Annotated in this window: 5 protein-coding genes and 1 pseudogene; 2 read left to right on the top strand and 4 right to left on the bottom strand. The window is 56.6% G+C overall.

All coding sequences use genetic code 11. The features are described from left to right. Nucleotides 1-2: 2 nt before the first annotated feature. From OUZ52_RS06945 to OUZ52_RS06935, 3 genes are read right to left on the bottom strand one after another with little or no spacing between them, the layout of a single operon-like run. A complete protein-coding gene (locus tag OUZ52_RS06945; RefSeq protein WP_266157650.1) occupies nucleotides 3-752 on the bottom strand; it encodes a flagellar biosynthetic protein FliR in 750 nt (249 codons plus the stop codon). Further along, nucleotides 749-1,021 carry a flagellar biosynthetic protein FliQ gene (locus tag OUZ52_RS06940; RefSeq protein ID WP_266157649.1) on the bottom strand — a complete coding sequence of 91 codons (273 nt, stop codon included), beginning with the start codon at nucleotides 1,019-1,021 and terminating at the stop codon, nucleotides 749-751. Before OUZ52_RS06940 ends, OUZ52_RS06945 begins: the two co-directional genes overlap by 4 nt. Before the next feature lie 2 nt (nucleotides 1,022-1,023). After that, nucleotides 1,024-2,100: a tetratricopeptide repeat protein gene (locus OUZ52_RS06935; RefSeq protein ID WP_266157648.1), complete on the bottom strand. Its 1,077-nt coding sequence runs from the start codon at nucleotides 2,098-2,100 to the stop codon at nucleotides 1,024-1,026. A 538-nt stretch (nucleotides 2,101-2,638) separates the two neighbouring features. On the opposite strand from OUZ52_RS06935, the pseudogene OUZ52_RS06930 reads away from it, so the two are divergent. Continuing rightward, nucleotides 2,639-2,753, top strand: a pseudogene (locus OUZ52_RS06930) (transposase); the annotation flags it as partial. A 415-nt stretch (nucleotides 2,754-3,168) separates the two neighbouring features. Next, nucleotides 3,169-3,927 carry a hypothetical protein gene (locus tag OUZ52_RS06925; RefSeq protein ID WP_266157647.1) on the top strand — a complete coding sequence of 253 codons (759 nt, stop codon included), beginning with the start codon at nucleotides 3,169-3,171 and terminating at the stop codon, nucleotides 3,925-3,927. Nucleotides 3,928-4,879: 952 nt separating this feature from the next. Here OUZ52_RS06925 and OUZ52_RS06920 read toward each other — a convergent pair. Next, nucleotides 4,880-23,863, bottom strand: a complete 18,984-nt coding sequence (locus OUZ52_RS06920; protein WP_266157646.1) for a LysM peptidoglycan-binding domain-containing protein — start codon at nucleotides 23,861-23,863, stop codon at nucleotides 4,880-4,882. Nucleotides 23,864-24,355: the final 492 nt, after the last annotated feature.

Below are 24,355 nucleotides of genomic sequence, written 5' to 3'. Positions count from 1 at the left end.
GCTCAGCCCTTCACCATGGCTTGCGACCCGACCAATGCGTCGGTAAACAAACGACTCATCAAGGTCGGCGCCAATCGCAAGGAACCTGCAAGCAAGGCCAGCACCGCCACCACTTTCAGCGGCAGCGCGAGAAAATAAATATTCGCTTGCGGCATGGAGCGACTGGCGAACGCGATCACCAGATCGATCACGAACAGCCCCAACACCACCGGCAATACCACCATCAGGCCCAAGACAAACTGCGAGCCCAACATGCCGAGCAAGGCCGAAAGATGCGGGGCGTGAGCGAGCGCGCCCAAAGGCACCAGGCGCGCCGAGGCCATCAAGCTGCGCAACACCAACAAGTGAAAGCCCAGTGCGAAGAACACCAAGGTACCGGCGAGCGATAGCAAGGTGCCCAGCAGGGAATCGGTACTTTGCACACTAGGATTGAACAAACTGGCCGAAGCCAGGCCTGCCTGCACATCAAGCAGGCGGGCCGGCAAACCCAAGGCAGCCATCGGCAGCATCACCGCCATGCTGTAGCAACCACCGATCAATAGCTCTGAACAACCACTGGCCAATAGCAAATGTGATGATTCGGGCGCCTGCGGCATCACGCCCACCGCCAACCACGACAAGGCGATCAGCAGCATCATGCGTACATGCAAGGGGGCCCAGCTGAAAGGAGTCAGGGCGGGCATCAGCAGCAGCGGGGTAAAGCGCAGCAGCGCCAGCAACCATCCCGTCATCAGGCTTGTCATATCGATCATAACGAGCCTATGCCGCCCGCCATGCCGATGACGTGGCGCGCAAACTCCACCACGACGGCGATCATCCACGAGCCCAACAGCAGAAACATCGCCACCACCAGCACCAGCTTCGGAATGAAGGTAAGCGTCATTTCCTGAATCTGAGTCACTACCTGGAATACCGAAACGAGCAGGCCCACCAGCAAGGTACCGATCAGTATCGGTGCCGATACTTTGGCTGCCGTCAGTAGCATCTGCGCCAGCAAATGCATGCCGGTATCCGCATCCATGCCTAGACACATCCTGCGGGTTTTATGCGCGCTTGCAGTTGTTCGATAAACCCGACCGGCCGCTGCGCCGGGTTCAAGCCGGCCTCGGCCAAGATACCGTCGACCATGGCGGCGGCCTCACGCGTGCGGCCCTCGGCTGTCCACAGCAGGCTCTGCGCATAGCGGGCGTTACGGCTATCCGAATCCAGCCGCAGCGCGCGTTTGATGGCCTGCCTGGCTTCGTCCATCTGCCCGTTGAGTGCATGAATCAAGGCAAAGCCGCCATGGGTTTCGCCAAAATTCCGGTCGATCTCCAATGCATGCCAGGTGCCAATATGGTTTGGCATGCGCGCTACCGCACGTGACAAAAACGCACGCGCCGCCGCGATATCGCCTGTCAACATCAACGATTCGCCGGCGCCTGCCAGCGCGCGTCCGGCATCGGGTTGAAAGACCAGCACATCGGCAAAAGCCTGATACGACGCACGCGAATCGCGCGACCATAAGGCCAGCGTACCCAGCGCAGTCAACGCGTCGGGCTGATGCGGCATCAGCCGTAAAGAAGTCTCGGCGGCCTTTCGGGCTGCTTCGGGATGCACCAGGTCGACATGCAGCAAGGCCAAAAGCCCCCATGCCTCGGCATGCTCGGGATGGTCGTGGACGATGGCCTCGACGATAAGAACCGCATCGTCCAGCTGACGGCGATGCTGCAACAAACGGGCGTGCAATATACCTATCGATGGCAATGCAATAGCCTGCGCCAGCACCGGTGCCAACACCTGTTCGGCAGCATCCAGTTGACGATCACAGAGCAAGGCAAAAGCCAGATCATGCCGCACAGCCGCCGCATCACTCCCGGCCGCCAGCAAGGACTGCAAGGCTTCGATAGCTTCGGCAAACTGCCCGCCGCATAAAGCGCAACGCCCGGTGCGCCAGAGAAAATCAGGATGAGTACGCCATGACTCGCGGATATCGTTCAGTACGGAACGCGCCTCACTGATGAGTCCCTTATCCAGGAGTTCATCGATGATGTCGAGAACGATCCGCTCATTGTCAGGATCTTGCAGAGCATAGGCCCGCAGCTGAATCAGGCGATTCATACAACGGCATGCCCTAGGCAAACAAAACCACTCGTCACCACAACGTGGGTGACGCCGATCACACCGTACGACACAGACTACCCCTAGACGTCTAACTTCAGACGTGAAACGCGCCCCTATCAACCACGAGATCCACTTCGCAGCACGCCGCAAGAATGTACAGGCGAAAGTCAGCCCGCCGCAAGCTGAAAAACATGTAGGGTTTCGCTGACGCGTTTCGCAAGAAATATCTTATTCGCAAATAATTGCGATACCTAATAGCCACCTCATCCCTTCGGAATGGACCGCATTCGTGCACTTGAGCCAGTGACAGGTGCATGGGCATTCGTTGATCTTCCGCTCTCGAAACACGTCTTCACAACGAAGCTCAAGAGCCAATAGCCTGACTGGAGTATCACTAGAGGAAAATACACTAGCCGATACAAATAAATGCATAGATGGCCAATTAAGTACGCCGCTATGAGTCTATCGCCCTCCCGTAATCTCACTCCACGCATAGGAAGAGGTCCCGTTAAAACTAGCCCCAAGGAGACCAACGATGTGTAAGAGCGAATTCACTGAGAGTCAGATCGTCCCCCCCCCTAAAACAGGCCGACAGCGGTCGGCAGGTCAAGGATATATGCCGCGAGCTAGGCATCTCTGGAGCGACGTACAACGACCCGGCCACCTCTAGTTACTCGTGGCACTGAAATGAGGGGAGTCGACACATACACAAAGCCTTCGATGCCGACCCCGGATTTCAGCAGCAATCTGCCTAATTGGTGCTTTGGCTGCAAAAAAGTGAGCTACAAGCGAACCCCAACGCCGCAGGCCGTGTCAGATACCATTTCGCAAACAAAGTGGGCATGCATAAGACACCTCCAACCCATTGACGACGCCATCTGCAATGGTTGTGAGTTGAGTGACCTTTTCTTCAGAAGAGTCGCTGCCAGCCCCTTATTTCATTCCCTATTTTCGGGCATGATCCTCCGCGGAATGTCTTGACCGCTTTGTAGCAGCCGTTACGCCGAGGTCGGATGTGCGAAATGAGGCTTAAATAGTCTCGCAACGGATTCAGGGGATAAATTGATGTATTTTCATAGAAACAGGGCTGCTGTAGCGGCGACCCTGGGTTGCCTGTTGTTGTCAGGCTGTGCCACCGACACGCCAAAATCTGCGCATCAAAATAAAGAGGAGTATTTGGTGCGATCGTTTGCGCCAAATCAACTATCCAAGTCATTACTGGAAACGGCAACCCAGCCCACAGAAAAGCCACTTCCCTTCAATAAGCTCACTGTCAAGCAGACAACCACATTCAAGTATGCAACAGGCATGACCATGGAATGGTCGAGCGATATAGTTTACAAGAACGCCGGTAATGGCCTGATCGAAAAGGTTGTCACCGATTACAGCAATGGCATCGAGAGTTATACATCCTTCGCACTGACGTATCGCGGCATCTATCCGTTGATCTGGCAAGTTATTTATCCGAACAATGTCAAGATGCCCGTTATTGGACGAGCCAAATCAATCTCGCAGATTGACACGTCGCTTGATAAGCCCTCGCTGAACTATATGTATCAGGCCAGCTGGAACAATCCAAGAGCCCGGGATGGCGATCGCAGCATGTCGTGCACATCTGCGGGCACTTACTCTGCTTCAAAATTGAATGCAAAAATGCAAGGTGATGCGAGAGAGTATACGTGCAGCGTCACCAATGATAACGGCATAGCCGATTCCCAGCAAAGTTATGTCTACCTTGACGCTTATGGAGTGGCGTTAATCAAGGGAATGAAAAAAACCAATATGCATTTCACTTGGCATTTCGATGAATTCAAGGTCGAATAGCTAAAGATTTCAACTAAGGTGGCAGTGGCATTTTCTTTAGGGATAAGTGTCACTGACCCCTTTGCTCCGTCACATCCACCGTGGGAGGCGGCAGATCGTTATGTCCACGCCCTAGTCCATAGATACCTGCATAGGTAGCCGCATTATCCGTAACGGCCACAGCAGCCCCCCCCAACATGCCTGATGTATTCAACTCTCAAGCCAAATAAGGGGTCAGTGACATAAAGAGAATGTCACTGACCCGTTTGTTTCTTCTGATGGCACTTCAAGCGTCTGGCAACGAAGTTGCTGTGTTTGGAACTATAAGCCCGCCGATAGGCGGGCTTATAGACAACACCAGCTAAGCGATCACAGATCGTCTTTGATTCGCTCATCTCTTGTACCAATATCAACCGCGACAGCGATCATATCCCCGCCGTAGAAGTCCTCCCTTTTCACAATGCACCCATTCGCCGCGTGCTCGGATTCTCGAGTCCGCTTGTACCAATCCCAAGGTTCGCTCAGAGCCGTTTATAACGCTATTTAGGGCATCGGGCCGGACATCATCCGATACGCGATATCTGCGGGCTTTCAAGCACCTTCTCAAATTGCTCAGCCAGCCAGAGGGCTTCCACGCTTGTGCCTTTGTAGATCACGACTGCCCCAGCCCCCCGCAAAAGGGCCAATGCCTCCTTCGATTCAAGAGCAAGATGCTCCTTAATAATTCTGGCAGCGAGAGGTAGCGACCTTACTTCCTTGAAAGATAATTCCCAGAGACCGGTAACCGATAACATCCGCTCTCGTACGCCATCCGGTGGGAACCCGAGGCCATCGGCCTCGGTCCTCAGTCCGCAGTGTTGGCAATTCACGGATTCATACCATCGCAACTGTGAATGGAATACGGACTGGCCTGCTCGCAACTGATCGGCGCTACCGCAACGCGGGCACGGAAACAATACTTCGTCTGAACTCTTCACTCGCCCCAGCCTCTCATTCGCTCATAGCGTCGGATTGTTTCATAGAACCTAAATTCCTTCGCACCTCCCCTCGGATGATGGTCGAGCACACCCCGTTCCCACCACCTGTGGTGTAGCTCCTCGTGAACAATCACGTTGCGGAGCGATTCTCTGGACGAGAAATTGGCCTTGCCAATTTGAGTTCCACCGCCTTCTTGAGCAATCCCGGTACGGATGAAAGGACTGTACTGCGGTTGATAGGACAAATTAAGGCTAGGGAAGTCTTCCTTGATGATGGCGCTAATTGCTTGATTCCTTGCCTGCGCGCTTTTACCCGTCACATGGCCTAGATCGGTAACAAATTCTTGCGGCTCCCCAGCGAATTCAATGCGCCCAACGCCGCTATTTGGAACACTCCCCAACCGTATACCAGATACCGCACCTGCAGCCATCACAGCATCTGTCGCCAATCCAGCAGCAGTCGCAATCTGGGCAGCCCTTTGATCACTTGCACCGAGTGCGACAGAGGCTCCATAAAATCCTCCTGCAAACGAATTTCCCGTAAGCATCTCAAGCTGAGCCACTTGTCGTTGGGCTCGTTCATCAATGACTGGATCATAAGCTCGAAGCGTCGGCAGCGGCGCACCATAGCTAGCAATCTCACCTTGCAAACGACTTAGGCCAAGTTCTTGAATTGTCAGCTGGGCCTGCATATTGTCTAGCGGGCTACGACTCACGGAACCGGCTAGCGCTACTTGGCGACGTAATTCAGTATCTCTTGCACTGCCCGGGACAGTATCCCGCAGCTGATCATTTAAACCGCTTAGTACCGACCCAGTGCCATAGCTCCACAAGCTATCGACCGCGCCTGTACTGGCGCCAGCGGTATTACTCGACGCAGCGTCGTCGAGACCATCCTGTGACCCCGCATCGCTCTGCGCCGACACTTGTACCGCTTCCAGATTAGTGGCTATCAAACCATGCGCCAGCAGCTCAGCTCGCGCAACGCTGGATTCAGCATCGGGGGCATTGCTTATCACTTGATTTGTAGCGTACTCGCCAGCCACCCGCGCCTGGCTCCATGCACTCTGGTCAACAGACGGATTATCACGAGCTCCGTTTATGAGTGGAACAATGTCACGAATGCGCTGCATTTCTTGTGTCCGGGAGCTTGCGGAGACCTCTTGAGATCCGACGTCATCCGAAGCATCAGGCTGCACAAAATACCTAGCCAGCGGTATGTTGGAGGTAGGATCATAAGTGACGCCGCCGTATGCATTTGACGTATTGCCAGCTCCGTAACCCGTGTCCACCAGGCTAGAGTTTGCCCAGCTACCACTACCCAGGCTGGCCTGCACTCCCGTAGCAAACGAACCGTCGATGCTATTTTGAGCGTGCTGCCACGCTGCATCCAACATCGGCTGCCCGTTATCGAACCCACCACTCTGCTGCCATAGAGCAGCATTCAATCCGCCCTGCGTATTCGCCAACAAATTACTATCGCTGCTATTGAGTGCCGCCATGGCTTGCTGCGACTGGTATGCCCGGTAATCCGCAACACCTGCATTCGCCAGCGCATTCCCACCCACCGTCTCGCCGATCTGCTGCCAGCTCTGCACATGGCGATCGCCCAAGGCCAGACTCGTTTCGCGATTGACTACGCCACCTGCGGCACTGGCGGCGATATTGCCCCAATAGTTCACGCCCAGCCTGCCCTGCAGCACATCCGCCGTAGTCGCGCCCAACTCACCACTCACCCCTGCGCTCACGCTGTTGGCAACCAACCCGGCCCAACTAAAGTGCGCCGACTGACCGGTGATCTTGGCGGCGGCATCGGCACCTACATAGGTTGCCGCGCCCTGGATCACGTTGCCGGTAAAATTCAGGCCCTGCCCACTCTCGGCGGCAAGATCGCTGAACTGCCCCAACTCACTGCCCACACCTGCCGCAACACCAGCGGTTGCGCCGCTGGTGATCACCTGACCCAGGTCGATGCCTTGGTGAACACCCAGCACGTCACCAGCCAACTGACCGGCCACGCTGCCTGCGGCGCCAGCGACGAAGGCGGCACCGATTTCCGAAGCCAGCAATTCACTAGTGGCGCCCGCCGTGAACACCGTCGCGACCACCGTCACCGCAATCACAATGATCTCCGCCAGCACATTGCAATGCTGATGAGTCGGCGGCGGTGGCGGCGCTATCGTCGGCAAGTTCGGCGTGGTGCTGCCGGCGATCTCGCCAGGGTTATACGGCTTGAACGTCGTCGCATCGTTGGCGTTGGTGGTTACCGCCGGAGTGGTCAGACTCTGGCCAATCGCCAGGTCGTTATCGCTGGACAGCGCATTGGCTTGCGCAATGACGTACCACAGGCTGGCGTTACCGTAGAGCGCCTGTGCAATGCTCTTAAGCGTATCGCCCGCCTGCACCACATAGCCACCCGAACTGCTGCCACTGCTGAACGCGGTGACCTGATCGAGTACATCCAGCGTGCCGCCCTCATCGACATGGGCTACTTGCTGGCCATTGACGTAGACATAGTGCTGGTTCTGGTGGCTGGCATTGCTGCCTTGACTCAGCGTGGCACCACTGGCGGTGCCGTCGCGACGCTCGATGATCTGACCGTTACCGTCGTAGGCGAACACACGTACGGTATCGGCAACCGTGCCGCCCGCATACTGCGTGTGCTGGGCGATCGCTAGGCGATTGCCGCGATTGTCGTAATAGCTTTCGTCGGTGGCAGGGCGCACGTTGGCGGTGCCGGAGACATTCTGGCCACTGGTGGCCGCCTCCAGATAATCGTCCTTGCGCAAATAGGTCACCGCGTATTGATCGACACGTCCACTGGCGTCGCGGTATTGATACGACGCCACGTGGCCCATCGCGTCATAGCCTGCGCTGCCGTTGGGGCCCTGGTAGACCACCGCGTTCTGCAACGACAGGCTGCCATAGGTGGTGGCATCGGGCGTGGGCAACGACACCGGCACGGTGACATCGCCACCGGTGCCATCCCAGTTGCTGGCATGGCCGAAGTTTTGCTCTTCAGCCAGGCGGCCTACGGCGTCATAGCGATCGATGGTGGCGCTGGACATCTCGCCACCCACATTCGTACCGGTGGTGCCGGGGTCACCCTCACCGCTGTCGGGGTTTACCTTGCTTGGTGGCCGCGCGCCCAGTGTCGTGCCCAGGGCGTAGAACTGATTGATCGAGGTGACATGACCGGCAGCATCGTAAGTGCGCAGCTCTTCGATGCCACGCGAGGTACCGCCTGCGGTGATATCCACGGCGTAGTCGGCACGGATCAACTCACCACGAGCATCAAAGTACGAACGCTGCAGCGACGTATCGCCACCGGCCATGACGGTGCTACGGGTGATCGCGTTGCCGTCACCGTCATAGCCCAAGGCATACGAGGTCGCCGCATTGGTGACCAGGATGACGCCATTCTGTAGCGCACCTGCCGAGACCTGCACCCGGTTGTCACCGTCATAGGTGTACCAGGCGTTGGTCGTGGTCGCGCCGCTGGTAGCGACGATCTCACGACGATTGCCGGCCGCATCGTAGCTAAAGGTTTCATCCAGCGTGGTGGTGCCCGCTATAACATCGGTGGCAACCACGTGACTGATGCGGTTGTGGCTGTCATAGGTGGTCTGGGTAACGGTATGCACCGCCTTGTTATTGCCATCGACCGTGGTCGACTCTTGCCGTGTCTGGTTGCCGTTGGCGTCGTAGCTATAGCTGTAGACCGAACCGTCGGCATAGGTCAGCGTGGCGAGCTGGCCATCCGCGTAGTAGGTGCGGGTGGAACTGTTCGGCGTGGCGAGCGGCGCGGTGACATAGGCCGGGGTGGATTGATTTTGCGAACCGGGCGACCAGTTGTCGCTTTCGCTCATCAATTGTCCGCTGGCAGGGTCGTAGTTGTAGTTATAACGCGCCCCGCTCAGGTCGGTGTGTTGCAGCACCCGGCCATAGGTATCGCGCACCCAGGTTTCGGTATCGCCATCGGCCGTGGTTTCACTGGCGAGATTGCCGTCTCGATCGTAGATGTAGGTGGTTTGCACCACGCCGGTGGGCGTGGGCGCAATGTATTGGTAATTCCATACCGCCGCATCCACATTCACATTGCCGATGCCATTGGCGCTGCCATAGGCAGCCAGCGCCGCAAAGGCCGCGCCGGGAGGCGCCGTAGCCGTGAGGCTGGAAGTGCGCCAGTCGCCCTGACTATCGTTATTGACCACATTGCCCATGCTGGTGCTGATCACGTTGCCCGCAGCATCGAACCATTGGATAGCCACCGCACCGGAAGCCGCCGCACCACTAGGCGCCAGATAGAGAGAAACCTGGATCGACGCAGAAATGCTCTGCCCGGCCGTTACCGGCACTCGATCCTGGTTGACCATCAGGGCCGAACCGTTGCCGGTGTAGTTAGCAACCCAAGAGCCATTGGAGGTATTGGACTGGGTGTGTGTGGACCAACCCGTGCCCATATTCCAGCCGCTGTCGCCATTCTCGAAATCCGGATTGGTCGGCTGCTGCGAAAAGCTTCCGCTAGGCAAGGTAACGATGGGTGAACCATCCGCACCGGTGCTGGTGGCCCATGCAGGCGGCACGTAGCTCCAACCGACTCCGCTGGTATTGATTGTTGAGCCGCTGTCGTTGGTCGCCCCAACGCCAATCTCTGCCCAGGCCGCTCCGGCTGGAGCCGTACCCGTCAGGGTCGACTTACCCGCCCCATTACCCGCCGACACGATGTCTTGGCTATTGGGGCCACCAAGCGAATTACCGTTGGCATCGAACCAGGTGATTTGAATCGCGCCACCACCATGATCGCCGTTCACTACGAACCAGCCCCAGGCCGTAATGCTCTGGCCTGGAACCACGGGGACGCGATTGTTGTTGAACATGAACGCGGTGCTGCTACCAGATCCGCCGAAGGACGCCGTCCAAGGGCCGTACGGGCCAGTCCCGAAATTACCTACGGACCAGCCTGGGCCAGGGGTCCAGCCGGTAGCACCCTGTGAAAAATCGGCATTAGGAATGGCTTGCGTCCACGAACCGCCTTGCAGGCCATGCACATTGAAGGTGCTGGCAGCGCGCTGTGCCGCACCCTGACTCCACTGCACACGCCCCTGGCTGTCATAACCGTAGAAATTGGCATGCAGCGCGGCGTTGGTTGCGTCCCCGCTCTGCAGATAAGCACTGCCCATACCGTCATAGGTCACCAGGCGATTGCCACCCTGATCGAGCACATAGGCCTGCCGCCACGTCGCGACGCGGGATTTGCCATCGGCCGAAAGCACGAAGTCGCCTTGTTGCACGACCCGCCCCAAGGCATCGACGTTCTTGAAGGTGACATGGCCGATACCATCCTGGTCAGCCACCTCGTTACCCAAGGCATCGTAGGCCACATAGGAGGTTGCACCGGCACCATCGGTGGTTTGCACCAACTGGCGCACCGTATCGTAAGTCGTGCGTGTGACGTTGCCGTTCTCGTCAGTAACAGCAACGAGGTTATCGTTGATGTCGTAGGCCGAGGTCTTGGTCGGTGTCGATAAGGTGCTGACCCCATGCATGTCCACCACGGAGACGGCGGGACCTGCCTGCGTGATGACCTGGTTGCGCTCGTTATAGGTATAGGTCGTGGTGTTACCGGCAGCATCGGTGGACGACAGCACATTGCCCCAGTGATCGTATGCCGCCGAAAGCGTTCCGGCATTCTCGCCCGTCGCGGCATTTGTACTGGGCACCTGCTCGGCAATCGCCCGGCCATCCAGGTCGCGGGTGTACTTGGTCCAGACCGTACCGCCCGACGCGGAGAGTGGAACGGCATCGATGATCAGCTGATGAGCAAGATTGTAACCGTAGGTATGCAACACACCCGTTTTGGGATCGGTCGCCGTGAGTCGGCAGCCCGCGTTGTCATAGCTGGTGACGGCAGCGGCGATGACTCCATCACCGGCACTGATGACCTCGCCAAACGCGTTGTATTGCGTCTTGGTGATGCTGTCCGGGGTGGGTATGCCAGAGCGTGAGGTGGTGGTACCTATCAGCAGGTTGTCGTCGTCATAGACATTGCTCGTCTGCACGGTGACTGTTGAATTGTCCTCGCCCGTCAGTGTCGAGATCGTACTCAACAGATTGCCACTGCTGTCGTACGTCATGTACTTGGCCTGGCTCGATGTCCAGTTCGGCAAACTGCCATCCAACGGCGTGAGACTGGCCACAAGCCGATTGGCATTGTCGTATTGGTAATACGTGCTTACCGCTTGACTGGAGCCCGTGGAACTCTGCGTCTGCACCAACTTGTTACCGAAGGCGTCGTAGGTGTAGCTCATCACCTGAGAGGCCATGATGTACAACGACGCACTGGTCAGATCGAGCACCGGGTTGGCCGCCAGCAGCGCCTGCCAGTTGCTTACCAGCACACGCTCTTGCGGTGCTGTCACGCTGAGTATTCGACCCAGGGCGTCGTACTGCGTGGTGATGGTTTGACCGTTCTGCGTGACCGTGGTGACACGATTTTCGCCGTCGTGACCATACGTGGTGGTGACAAAGCCTTGCACCGTCGCGCCGCTGGCATTGACGTAGGTTCGCAGTACCGATTCGCTGAGCTTTCGACCATCGTTGTCGTAGGTGGTCTGGGTGGTTCGATCAGCCCCGGTCGTGGCGGGGTTACCTGCTGGAGGATTCGCTGGCTGTGCGCCACCGGCCACCAGGCCACTGGTCGAAATGGCGGTGGCCCAATCGGTGGTGCTGGTGACATCACCGAAGGCGTTATAGCTCCAGGTACTGACATAGCCCATCGGATCGACCGACATGGTCTTGTGACCGAGCGCGTCGTAGTAGTTGTAGGTGGTCGCCCAAATCGCAGTGCCCTGGGCAGGGTCACCTTGTACCAATACCGCCTGGCTGGTGACGTTGCCATAGGCGTCATAGGTATAGGTCGTCGTCGGTGAACCTACGGCGGTACTGCCGTCGCTCTTGGTATAAGTGACGGCCGGCTCGATTACCGACAATTTATTGCCAAGGCTGTCGTAGGTCGTTGAGACAACGCGATCCGCCGATGATGTCACCAGCAAGGCCTGCACCTGCTCCTTGCTTGGGGACTGAGACCCGTTAGCCAACAAGGAGTGATCAATCGCCTGCGCATAGCGCGTAACCGCAGTTTGTTCACCGTAAGCGTCGTACTGATATCCGGTGACATAACCATTTGCGTCAATGTCATAGGCCAATCGACCATCCAGGTCATAGACCTTGTAAGTCGGGTAGTTCTCTTGCACTCGGTTGCTCACTGCCTGACCCAGCGCGCTGTAAGTCGTGACATTGACAAGCTGATTGCCAGTCGCCACCAACAAACCCGTCGCGGGATTGATGACGCCGGGATCCACTTGCGAGATCCGGGTCAGATTTCCCGTATTGTCATAGCTGTACTGGGTTTGGCGAGCCTGTGCCAGTCCATAGGCTTCGGTCTTGAATTTGACGAGACCACTGCTGTAATAACTGTAGAAGGTGACCAGCGCTTGCTGTGTCGCCCCCGTATAGGAACCATCGCTACCGTAGGTGGCTACCGCTACCGCAGGGCTTGTCTCCCGAATGAGGTTGCCATAGCTGTCGTAGGCATAGGTCCAGGTTTGTCCATCACGGTTGGTATAAGAGGTCTTCAGACCTATCGCATCGTAGGTGTAGATCGCACTGGGCGTCGTGCTCAATGTATCTAGTGTCTGTATGACATTGCCTGCTTTGTCATAGACGCTACCGACTCCGCGAACGCTAGTGGCGTCAGGATTTGCCACTTGCACAGCTGCCGCAACGGCTGCCACGGTCAATACTGTCGCCGCGGGTATCGCATTCGCGTAATGCAGCGTCCAGGTAACCCGGTTATCGCCGTCGTAACGAGTTTCGGTGACCTGATGAAGCGCATCAACGACATAGACCTGCCTTCCGGCCTGATCGTAGATTGCCTGGGTGACCTGCACATTCGTGATGCTGGCGAGCAACTGACTTATCGAACTTGTGCTGGCTGTACCACCCCATGATGAAGGAGCAATCAACGTGCCATATTGAAGCTGGGCGACGACATTGCCATCGGCATCGTATCGGGTCTCTTTGACCAGACCACCGCCCTGACCACCCACCGATGCATTACTGATACTGAAGCGCACACGCCCCATGCTGTCGTAATAGGTATAAGTGATGCGCGCCGAAGCTTCGCTGTTCTGTGCCGATGCCAGGATTGACTGAATATCCTTGGCGGACACCGTCCCCGCTAACAGCGCCGCAACCAAAGCAGGCGTGGTGCTAACGGTCTGTGCATAGGCCAGTGTTTCGGATACCTGACCTGCGGAGTTGTAGCGAGCCTCAACGACGGCCCCTGACGGATCGATGGTGTACTGCAGCTGTCCGCTTGAGTTGTACACCTTATAGGAAACCGGATCGTCGACGCCGGGGATTACCACAGAAGCGACACTGCTTAGTGCTGCCTCGATGCCCCCCGATGAAACAGGGAGATTCCTCACGATAGCGGACAGGCTCGATGACGAAATAGTCGTTGTGTATTGCCGCGTGCCGGTAAGTTGGCCGTCGGCGTTATACCAATACTGAGTAATCGCACCAAAGTCGGGAAGCGACCCCTCGACGCCGGGGCCTCCGCCCACGTCCGTCAAGGCATAGATTCGCTCGTTCGCTTCATTGTAGAAATAGTATGTGCTTCCGCTTCCGTCGATTTTCTTGACGACATTGCCGTTGGCGTCATAGCTATACTTGATAGAAGACGCCTGACCCGTCTGCAACTGCTCATTAATCAGACGACCCAGACCATCGTATTGATAAAGATTGGAAGAGCCCGATGGATCTAACGAAGAAGTCGTAGAACTATTAATAATTTCATTATTAATATTGTATACGTAGCTTGTACTGACATTAAGCGCAGTCGCGGCGGCACCCGCATCCTCGACCATCGTGCCGACATTACCGTTGCCATCGTGATCGTAGGTGGTGACTGCACCATTGGGATCGACTTCAGAGATCTTCAGACCCCGACCGTCGTAGGTGTAGGTCGTCACCAGCTTCAACCCGGCCGGGTCAACCGTCTGGGTAAGCACGCGGCCGGCCGCATCGTAGGCATAAGTGATGACATGCCCATCGGCATCTTGCGTCTGAATCAGATTACCTAATGAGTCGTAGTGATTGACGACAACCCCACCGTCAGGGTGTGACGTTTGCAAGAGGCGACCATCGCCATCGTAATGGTAGCTGGTGGTATTGCCGCCCGCATCGGTGATGGCGATGTCTTGACCTTCACGGCTGTGCACGGTCGTCGTCACGAGCCCACCTGGGCTGGTAACCGTTATGCTGCGATGGACATCGTCGTAGGCATACAACGTCATCAGGCCGAGCGCATCAGCCTTGCTGAGCACGCGACCATAAGCATCGTACGTTGTCGCAACGGTGCGCACCGCACCCGATACGGAGAGGCTTTGAGTCAGTTCTCGATTGAGGCTGTCATAACCGTAGGTTGTGGTGGCGCCATTGCCGTCAACATAGGCTACTGCACGACCAAAAGCATCATAGGACCATTGAAGTTCACGCAGATTAGTAGTGACATTACTTGAGCTAATAGACTCATCGAATTGGTCGGTCATATGACCTAAGGCGTCGTAGCTATACTTGGTGATAAAGTTAGTAATAGGTGCTGGACGTGAAAAAATATGAACACCCGATCTGCTCAATGTCGAAGCAGATGAAAAATTAAAGCTTCCAATTTGCTGCCTGGTACGGGTAATAAGGTCGCCGAAACCATCATATGCAAACTGAGTTACATTGAAGTCTCCATCAGACTTGAAGACAACATTACCCTCCATATCATATTGGTACCTGACTTGATCGTCCTGGTCATGTCCGGTTCCAGGCATTGCCGTTACGGCGCTTGTCATCGAAGCCACGGTTGGGGCAAAACCCGCACTAAGCGGGATAAGCCCCGCATACACCGTCGTCTTTAATGCATCCCCAAATACGTCGTAATCGGTTTCGCTGACCTCACCCAGCGCGTTTTGCTTTCCTGAAGCATCGGCGATACCTCTAACCGTGTAGACCAAGCGCCCCTTCAAGTCATAGACGTACCACGTGCTATTGCCACTCGCATCAGTTATCGACGTTTTATTGCCCGATAGATCGTAGGCATACCTCGATACAGCGCCAACGCCATCCGTTGTACTGGCAATATTGCCGAACGCATCGTAGGTCGTCCCCATGATGCGAGCATCCGTCGTGCCCGGTGCCACGGATTCTTGCAGTACGCGCCCCATGGAATCGTAGGCGTATTGAGTAACCGTTCCCTCGGCGTTCTGCGCACTAAGCACGTCACCATAGGTGTCATAGCTTCTGGTCGTGGTTTCGGCAGCCGTACCGGCGAGCACCGCCGTAATAGCGACCAGACTGGTGCGGTTCGCTGCAGAAACGACCGTGCCATAACGCGTGCTGGTCAACTGACGATTGTTTTGATCGTAGGTGTACTGCGTGAAATAGCCGTCCGCGTCCAGCACGCCCGACACATTGCCGCGTGCGTCGTAGTAGTTCGTCGTGACCTGATCCGAGCCTGATGATGCGGGGACCAATGGCGTCAAGGTAGCGTAAGCACCCCGCAAAGAGGGGTTTGTCGCGGTGGCATAAGCCACGGTCTGCACGAGCCGGCCAGCCGCATCGTAGCTGCGGGTGGTCAAATAGCCGTTTGCATCCAGCGTACCGATAGTGCGGCCATTTGCGTCATAGAAAAAACTGGTTGCTCGAGTCGCGGCGCTTCCACTGAGATCGACATCCGTCGTATGCACAACACGAGATGCCATATCGTAAAAGTAGGTAAGCGTATCGCCATCTACAGGGCTACCCATGCCAGGCGGTTGCGAGTAATGAGTGACGGACGACAGGCGCCCCAAGGCATCATAGGTGTACTGCGTCAGACGACCATCTGGTGTCAGCGGCATCGTGGCCGCAACAGTAACCGTCACCGCCCCGTTGGCTAACCAACCTGCGGTGCTGACTGCCCGAATATAGGCCACCTGCTGAATAGCCCGGCCCAATGTGTCGCGGGTGTACTGCACTACTCCACCCGCCGCATCCACCGTCGCCGATACCCTTCCGTTGGCATCGTAGAAGGTATAGCTGACGTTGCCATTCGGATCGATCTGCGCAACCTTCTCATTGGCTCCGTTGTAAACAGACTGTGTACTGCGCGTGGTTGAAGCCGTCTCCACTTGTGCAAGAGCCTGGGCGATCGAGGCCGTCGTAGCACTGGCGCCCACACTGCTCATCGGCAACGGCAAGCCGTAGACGATGGTACTGACGACGCGGCCCGCCAGGTCGTACTGCAGCTGGCTGACGGCTGCGCCCAACACGCCACTGATCAGATTCGGCGTCACCGTGTAGACCACACGCCCGTCGCCATCGTAGTAGGTGTACGTGACTCGCGTGGTGGTATCACTATCACCGGCAGCGCCCAACGCATTCTGCAAATCTCCGGACTGCACCGTACCGGCAAACAAGGCAGCGCCCAGCGTTGAAGACACGCTGACAGGCGTCGCATAGGCCAAGGTTTCAGAAACCTGCCCCAATGCGTTATAGCGTGTTTCGGTAACAGCCCCAGTGGGATCAATCGTGTACTGCAGACGCCCATCGGCATCGAATACCTGATAACTGATTGCATCACTTGCAGTCGCAGCACCTGAAACCAGCGTAGCGCCAATAGCGAGATTGGCAGCGACACCGCCATTGGCGAGCGCGCCAAGACTACTGACGCTCACCGGCGTCGAGTAGACATGGGTAGCCACCACATGGCCATCCGCGTCATACCCATATTGCGTAACGATGCCTTGACTCGAACCTTGTGCTCCCGTTGGCGCGATGCTGTAAACAGCCTCGTTAGCCTCGTTATAAATCGTATACGTCGCATTACCGCTCGGGTCAGTCAGCTGGACCAGATTGTTGTTTGCGTCGTATGAATAACTGGTCGTCTGTTGAAGTCCAGTGGGATCGACGGTTTTCTGCACCAATCGGCCAAGCGCGTCATAGACATATTGCGTCGTGCTGGCCCCCGAAGTGCCCGACCCGACGGTGGCCATCAGCACCCGACCCTGGCCGTCGTAGCTATAGGTCGTGGTGAGATTAAGTTCGCCAGCACCAGCGTCCTGCACCTGGCTTAGAACACGACCCGATGCGTCGTAGCTGAAGTAAGTCACCACTCCGCTTGGATCAGTCACACTCAGCTCACGACCAACACCATCATAGGTATAGGTAGTAACCAGATTGAGACCATTGGGGTCGACTGAATCCTTGGGATCGACTACGCGCGTCAACACCCGACCGGCGGCATCGTACGTCACGACCACTTCCCCAGCCTGGTCGGTGGTATCGACGATACGACCACCACCACTTTGCAGACTCGTGCTCCTGATGACATTAAGCGCATCGGTCACCGTGACCAGTTCACCGACACCATCGTACGAGTAGGTCGTGGTATTCCCGGCACTATCGGTCACGCTCACGGCATGACCAAAACCATCCTCGATCGTGGTCATCTTGACGCCATCGGGCGTCGTCACGATGGTGGTGCGATTTGCCACATCGTACTGATATGTCGTGGCATGACCGAGCGCATCGGTCTGCGTCAGCACCTGCCCAAAGGCATCGTAAGTAGCCTGCTGGTGAAGAACTCGCCCCTGCACGCTCTGGCTGATATCGATCTGCCGACCCAGCGGGTCGTAGCTATAGGTAGCGGTATTCCCATTACCATCGGTTCTACGGATAACACGTCCAAACGCGTCGTAATCATTGCTCGTATGACGCGCCATCGACGTACCTAGGGCATCGATTTCACTCGTGCGCTCGCCGCGCGCATCGTAGCCGTATTGCGTCGTCGTGCTATTGCCCGATGCCAACGCCGTGCCAGGCGAGCTCAATTGTTGCGTCGTTTGAACCAAATCACCGAAAGCGTCATAGCTGTACGTTGTTTGAAAGCCATCACCGTCGGTCATGGTCGATATCTGACCATCGCCGGTATAGGTCATCGTTTTTACGGCGTTTGCATCGCCGCCTGGAGCAGACAGCCCGTTAACCAGTGCGGCAACCGTTGCCAGTGGGGTAGCTGCTGTCAATCCTGCGGAGGCCAGGTTCAACTTGGCCGCATAACGCGTTTCTGTCAGCACCTCACCGAATGCGTTATAGGTATACGCGATTACTTCGCCGTAGCTGTTGGAGACACTGCCATTGGGTTCACCTTGTACGGAGTAAATCACCCTGCCGGCAGCGTCGTAATAGGTGTATGTCGCATTTCCCTCTACATCGGTAATCGAGGTTCTTCTGCCCAACGCGTCCACCGTCATGGTGCTCGTCAGATAATTTTCATTCACCTTGGCGATGACGTTGCCAAAAGCGTCATAAGTCGTTGACGTGCTTTTAGGTATGCCATGGAGTGGCATGGCCATCGTTAGATGGACTAGCCCCATGTTGTCGTAAAAATAAGTGGTCGTCACCCCGTCAGGATCAGCCTTGCTCAATAGCTGATTGTCGGCGTTGTAAGTCGACCGTGTGACTTCGTTGGCAGCTATAGCGCCGAGCAAGCCGACAAGAACAGCAGCACTTTCATGCCCGTTCAACGCACTCAGCTGGGCGGCCGTCAATGATGTCGCATACCGGGCCGACGTGACGTTGCGCAGCGTCTCGTCATACGTTGTTATGGTCAGAAAACCATCCGCGTCGACTTGAGCAACCTGGCGCCCCTGACCATCGTGGTAGTTGCGCGTTACTTGGTCCCCGGGGCTGTTCGTCAGATCTGATTGCAGCGTCGCCAACGTGGGAGTACTACCCAGGTTGATCCGCTGCTGTGCCGTCAGCGGAGTTGCGTATGCCATCGTCGTGGCGACGTTGCCAGCTGCATCGTAAAGGGTTGTTGTGACATACCCTTGTGCATCAATGGTTGCTGCCACACGATTATCAGCGTCATAGATCGCACTGATCGTACGATCGTTTGCGCTGGCACTCAGATCGGCTTGCAGAGCTTTCAAGCCAGGCGCGCTGCCGAGCAGCGTCCGCTGCGACGTTGTTAACGCAGTGGCATAAGATGTGCTGGAAACAGTATTGCCTGCACCATCAAATGTGCTGGTGCTGACCTGACCCGTAGCACCGATTGTCGCAACGACACGGCCTGCTACGTCATAAATAACTTGCGTGATTCGATCTTGTGCATTCGCGGCAGGGATGGGAAGTAGCGACGGAAAGCCGCTGGTAAGCACCCCGCTGCTCACCCAACCTGATGTATTGATCGAGGTCGCGTACTGGATGGTTTGCGTACGATGGCCATCAGCATCATACGCATAGGCAGTCAGCGCCCCCGCCTCATCGACGGTGCCTGCCACGCGTCCATCGGCATCGTAGAAGTTATAGCTGACCGCCCCTTGCGGATCGATGATGGCAACTGCCTGACCCGCGGCATCATAGATAACATGGGATGTCGCATTGACTATGGCCTGTAACGCGACCTGTGTCGGCGTGCCGCCTAGCTCAGCGAGCTGAGCTGTCGTCAAAGCCGTGGTAAAGCTGGTCGTGGAAGCGACGCTTCCAGCGACGTTATATGTTGTTGTAGTGACATGACCGGTGGTATCGATGGTCGCCACAGGGCGATTATTGAGGTCATAAATCGTATGCGTTGTAAGGTCGCTGGAGCTCGGGCTTAACTGAGCCAACAAAGCGGACAGTGTTGTTATATAGCTTCGCCCTGCCGCCAACGGTGTGGCATAACGTGTCGTTGCAACCATGTTGCCGGACGCATCGTAAGTCGAAGTATTGACGGTGCCGTCAGCGCCAATGGTGGCAATCACGTGCCCGGATGCATCGTAAATCGTCTGGATCAGATGGGCGCCGGCGTTGATATTCAGATCAGCCTGCAAGGCAGCCATCGTGGGCAATGCGGCAAGCGTCTCGGCCTGCAACAGGCTTAACGCAGGCGTGTGATGCGTTGTCGAAACCAGGTGACCGGAAACATCGTAGATCATGGTCGACACGTTGCGATTGGCGTCGACCATTCCAACAAGATGGTTGCTGGCATCGTAGATCGACACCTGAGCGACGTCATTTGCACTGGAAGTCAAGAAAGAGGTGAGCGTGGCCAGTGTGGGCGATGTCGAAAGTGCCGCACGCTGCGTGACGGTGACGGGGTTTCCATACGCTATCGTCGCCGCGACATGGCCGGCTGCATCATAGGTCGTTGTGGTGACATGACCCTGGTCGTCAATGGTTGCTACCGGACGGTTATTGCCGTCATAGATGGTTCGATTGACGCTATCGCCAACGCTTGGACTTAGGTCAGCCAACAGCACAGCGAGTGTCGGCGCAGAACCCAACGCGGCCACCTGCGCGGTAGTCAACGTATTCGAGCCATACGTCTTTGCAGAAATATTGCCTGCGCTGTCGTAAGTCGTGGTCGTGACGTTACCGCTGTTATCCACGGTGGCAGCGATGCGATTGCTTGCATCGTAGACCATCGTGATAACCGTATCGTTAGCACCATGGGTAAGATCAGCCTGCAGCGCCGCTAACGTAGGTGCATTGCCCAGCGCGGTTATTTGAGCTGCAGTCAGTACCGTTGCATACGTCGTGGCGTTGGCGATATTGCCCGCGCCATTGTAATTATTCGTTGTGACCTGGCCATTATTGACTGTTGCCAAAAGGTGATTGCTTGCATCGTAGATCGCCAAATAGGTTTGGTCAGAATCATTCGGCGTAATGACACCTTGCAATTGGGCTAGCGTAGGCGCCCCTCCTAGGCTGGCCTCCGTTGCAGCCGATATCGGCTGCTCATACCCTCGCCTGGCAATCACGTTGCCAGCATTGTCGTACGTGGTGATCGTAGCCTGAAGATTGGCGCCTACCTGGCCCACGATACGATTGTTCGCGTCGTAGATGGTCAGAGTAAGGGTATCTGCCGCGCTCGGACTGACCGCCGCTTGCAGCGCAGACAGTGTCGGCGCGCTTCCAAGCGCAGCTATCTGCGCAACCGCCAAGGCTGTTGCATACTGCGTCGCCGACGTGGCATTACCAGCGCCGTTGTATGTGGTAATCGTGACCTTCCCGCCTGCATCAATGACACCAACCGCATTTCCGTTGGCGTCATAAATCGTTGGCGTTGAATAACCACCTGCATTGGTATCGAGAAACCCCTGCAACATGACCAGCGTGGGCGTATTGCCCAGCGCAACCAATTGCGCAGCAGTCAATGGCGTCGTCATGGCCGCGCTGGCGATGATCTGACCGGCGCTGTTGTAAGTCGTCATCGTCACGTTACCGACGGCATCGATACTCGCCACCGGATGATTATTCGTATCGTAGATGGCCAGGCTTTTCTGATCGCTGCTGCTGGGACTGAGATCAGCCTGCAGCGCACTCAGGGTTGGCGCCGTACCTAGCGCCGTCATTTGCGCTGATGTCAGTACCGTGGCGTAAGCCATGCTGACAATGGCATTTCCCGACGCATCGTAAGTCAGCATCGTGACGTTACCACCAGTACCGATCGTGGCAATCGGATGGCTATTTGCGTCGTAAATCGTCCGACTGGTACGGTCGCTGCTGGATGCACTGATATCTGCTTGCAAAGCAGTTAACGTGGGTGACCCACCTAAGGCAGTCACTTGAGCCGCGGTCAACAATGTGGCGTAGTGCGTTACCGCCGTAACGTGCCCCGTTGCGTCATACACCGTGACCGTCACCGCCCCCGTGCTATCGACGGTGGCTACAGGTCGACTGAAAGCGTCATAGATGACCAAGCTGACGTGATCGCCACTGCTTGCCGCGGGAACCGGCAACGCCGCCGGGTACTGCGCCGTAAGTGCGGCATTGCTCACCCAGCCCGCGGTGTTGATGGCTGTTGCGTACTGAATCGTCTGAAGCCGATTGCCGCTGGCATCGTAACTGAATGCAGTGACCAGTCCACTCGCGTCTACGGTGCCCGTTACACGGCCTGTAGCGTCGTAAAAGGTGTAGCTCGTATTTCCCTGTCCATTGATTGTCGCTACAGACTGACCTGCCGCGTTGTACAACAGGGTCGTCGTAGGATTGGACTGCGGACCTGACGATTGCTCGGTACTGATGAGCAGCCCTGCGCTATTACGCACTTGAGTCAGCGTTGATCCGTTAGCGCGGGTAATGGTCAACGTATTGCTGCTATCGATGTATATATAGCTGGTGACGTTGCCAATGGCATCCTTGGTGCTGAGGATTCGACCAAGGCCATCGTAGGTATAACTGGTGATGTCTAAAGTCGTACGAGTAGCGCCTCGCTCTGTCGCCGTTTGCAGCAGACGGCCTTGCGCATCGTGGGTCGCCGTCGTGATGGCGGTCGCCGCATCCGACACGCCGTTGCCATTGGCATCGACTGTGTCCCATTGCGTCTTCGTCACCCATTGACCGCGAAGGTCATAGGTATAATCCACGCGGCTCATCTGGCTTAGCGTGCTTTGGACCGAATTGCTTGCGACCCAGGCCTGCATATTCGCCAAGGTTGGCGGCGTACTTGGGCTCAGCCCAGTGAGCCCGTAGGTTGCCCCCATGTACTGACGAGTCGTCGCCAGCACATAAATGCCCGCTGCTGTGGCGGTGTAGTCGTGCTCAGTGACCGCGCCGGTGGCGTCGATCAGGTAATTCAGGCGATCGCTCGTGTCATAGATGTAGTACGTAGTCTGAGTGCCGCTAGGCGCGACATAGCCCGACTGTCCCTGCCGCCCCTGGGCCGGCACCGTATATGTTGTCCTGCTCAACACCTGATCGTCGGCATTGTAGGTGTAGCTGATCGTACTTCCGTCGGGGTTTTCGACGCTCAGGACGTTACCGTTGGTGTCGTAGCCATAGTTGGTCATGGCGCCGTTGGCATCGGTCTGCTGCAGCAGGTTGCCGCTGCTGTCATAGCTGTATTGCGTCGTCGGATTGGCACCATTGACTGCAGGTGCCGCGATCGAAATCAGCTGACCAGCGGCGTTGTATGAGTAAACCCACGCCTGCCCCAAAGCATTGGTCAACGTCGTGGTTCCATTGCCATAGCTCAGGGTGATTGCCTGGGCTGCCGCCCCACTCCCCGTGATGATCCCGGTCACGCGATAAAGCCCTTGCGGGCTTTGTCCATAGGTATAGCTGACAGTGGTGCCGTCACTTTGACTGACGGATGCCACTCGATCACTGGTACCGTCGTAGCCGTAGGCGGTGCTGTAACTTCCAAGGCCGTTATTGGTATCGGACCCTAGCGTGGTAGTCACCACACTTAAACGCCCCTGGCTGTCGTAGCTGTAACTTACCTGCTGGCGCGTCACGGCGGCGCTCTGTCCAGGAGGCACTTCTTGAATCGAAAGGTTGACGAGCTGGTTCGCCGTGTTGTAACCGAGAATCAGAGTGTCGCCATCGCCAGCCACCACCTGGCTAAGCATCCCATTGCTGTAGCTGAAGTTATAGCTGGCTCCCGTCGCGGCATTACTCAATGCAGTCAGCTGGCCATGGGCGTTGTAGATTTCTTGCTGCCTCGTACTACTTTCAGTCCAGCTCCAGGTGGAGGAGGCGGCATTCCACGCCAGCGTGTCCTGTGCCCCGCTCTGACCGCTGCTGACATACACCCCAAGCGTGGCGTTGTAGGTGTAAGTCACCGCAGAACCGTCATCACCGGTGCGCACGATGGTGCTTCCCACCGTATTGACGGTGCCACTCAGGCCATTGACCGTTTGTCCGAAGCCGAACAACCAGCCCTGATTGCCACTGAGCTGACCTTGGCTGTTGTAAGTGCGCAAAGCATTCAGCGGCGTACCGTCAAAAATCAGCCCCTGGTCTTGCCCCTGCAACACGAGATTGCCGTTCGCCACATTGAGATATTGGTTGACCCTGCCCTGGCCGATGGCCCCCTGCCCGCCCGATGCCTGTCCGAGCTGAGTCAGCGACGTGTTATCCAGACCCAGACCATTCCCTGCAATCACTGCGACCATCGTAATTTCCCCTGGGCAAAATCCATGACTAATCTTTGGCGCCACGAGTTACGCGGCGCCCCTATTAGTCATATCCAGGGGACTGAGGAAAAGTTTAGGACGAGTGGTCCGCGCGCTATACGCAATAGCAACGTTAACCACCGCCAAGGCCACTGAGTCGATTGGCGGCAACGTAATGAGGAGAGGGCCTCCTACAAGCCGGCATACTGAATGGGCCCGATTTGGCAGCCCATTCTTGCTGCTTGTGCGAGTTTTACTGCGTCGAATTCATCAGCTGAGTCCGCCGTGAATATTTGAACCTAATCTCCGCAGTTGATCGTCCGCACACCTTCACTTTGCGTACCTACCTGGATCATCTCGCCAGTAGACAGAAGTGCCGCTGCAAATTGCGGGGAGGACTTGTGGAGCTTTTTGCAGCAATCGGAAGCATATGTCACTAGGTTGAGGCTGCCTCCACCTTGAAACAAATCCTTAGTTAGGAAGAGCGAGCAA

This window comes from Dyella silvatica (assembly GCF_026283955.1).
In the GTDB taxonomy this organism is placed as follows: domain Bacteria; phylum Pseudomonadota; class Gammaproteobacteria; order Xanthomonadales; family Rhodanobacteraceae; genus Dyella_C; species Dyella_C silvatica.
Note: the sequence above shows the minus strand (reverse complement) of the source record. Positions and strands in the feature narration are given on the sequence as shown.

Excerpts from the sequence above, each read along its gene's own strand:
- OUZ52_RS06945 (WP_266157650.1), bottom strand. The coding sequence starts at position 752 with ATGATCGATATGACAAGCCTGATGACGGGATGGTTGCTGGCGCTGCTG.
- OUZ52_RS06940 (WP_266157649.1), bottom strand. The coding sequence starts at position 1,021 with ATGGATGCGGATACCGGCATGCATTTGCTGGCGCAGATGCTACTGACG.
- OUZ52_RS06935 (WP_266157648.1), bottom strand. The coding sequence starts at position 2,100 with ATGAATCGCCTGATTCAGCTGCGGGCCTATGCTCTGCAAGATCCTGAC.
- OUZ52_RS06925 (WP_266157647.1), top strand. The coding sequence starts at position 3,169 with ATGTATTTTCATAGAAACAGGGCTGCTGTAGCGGCGACCCTGGGTTGC.
- OUZ52_RS06920 (WP_266157646.1), bottom strand. The coding sequence starts at position 23,863 with ATGGTCGCAGTGATTGCAGGGAATGGTCTGGGTCTGGATAACACGTCG.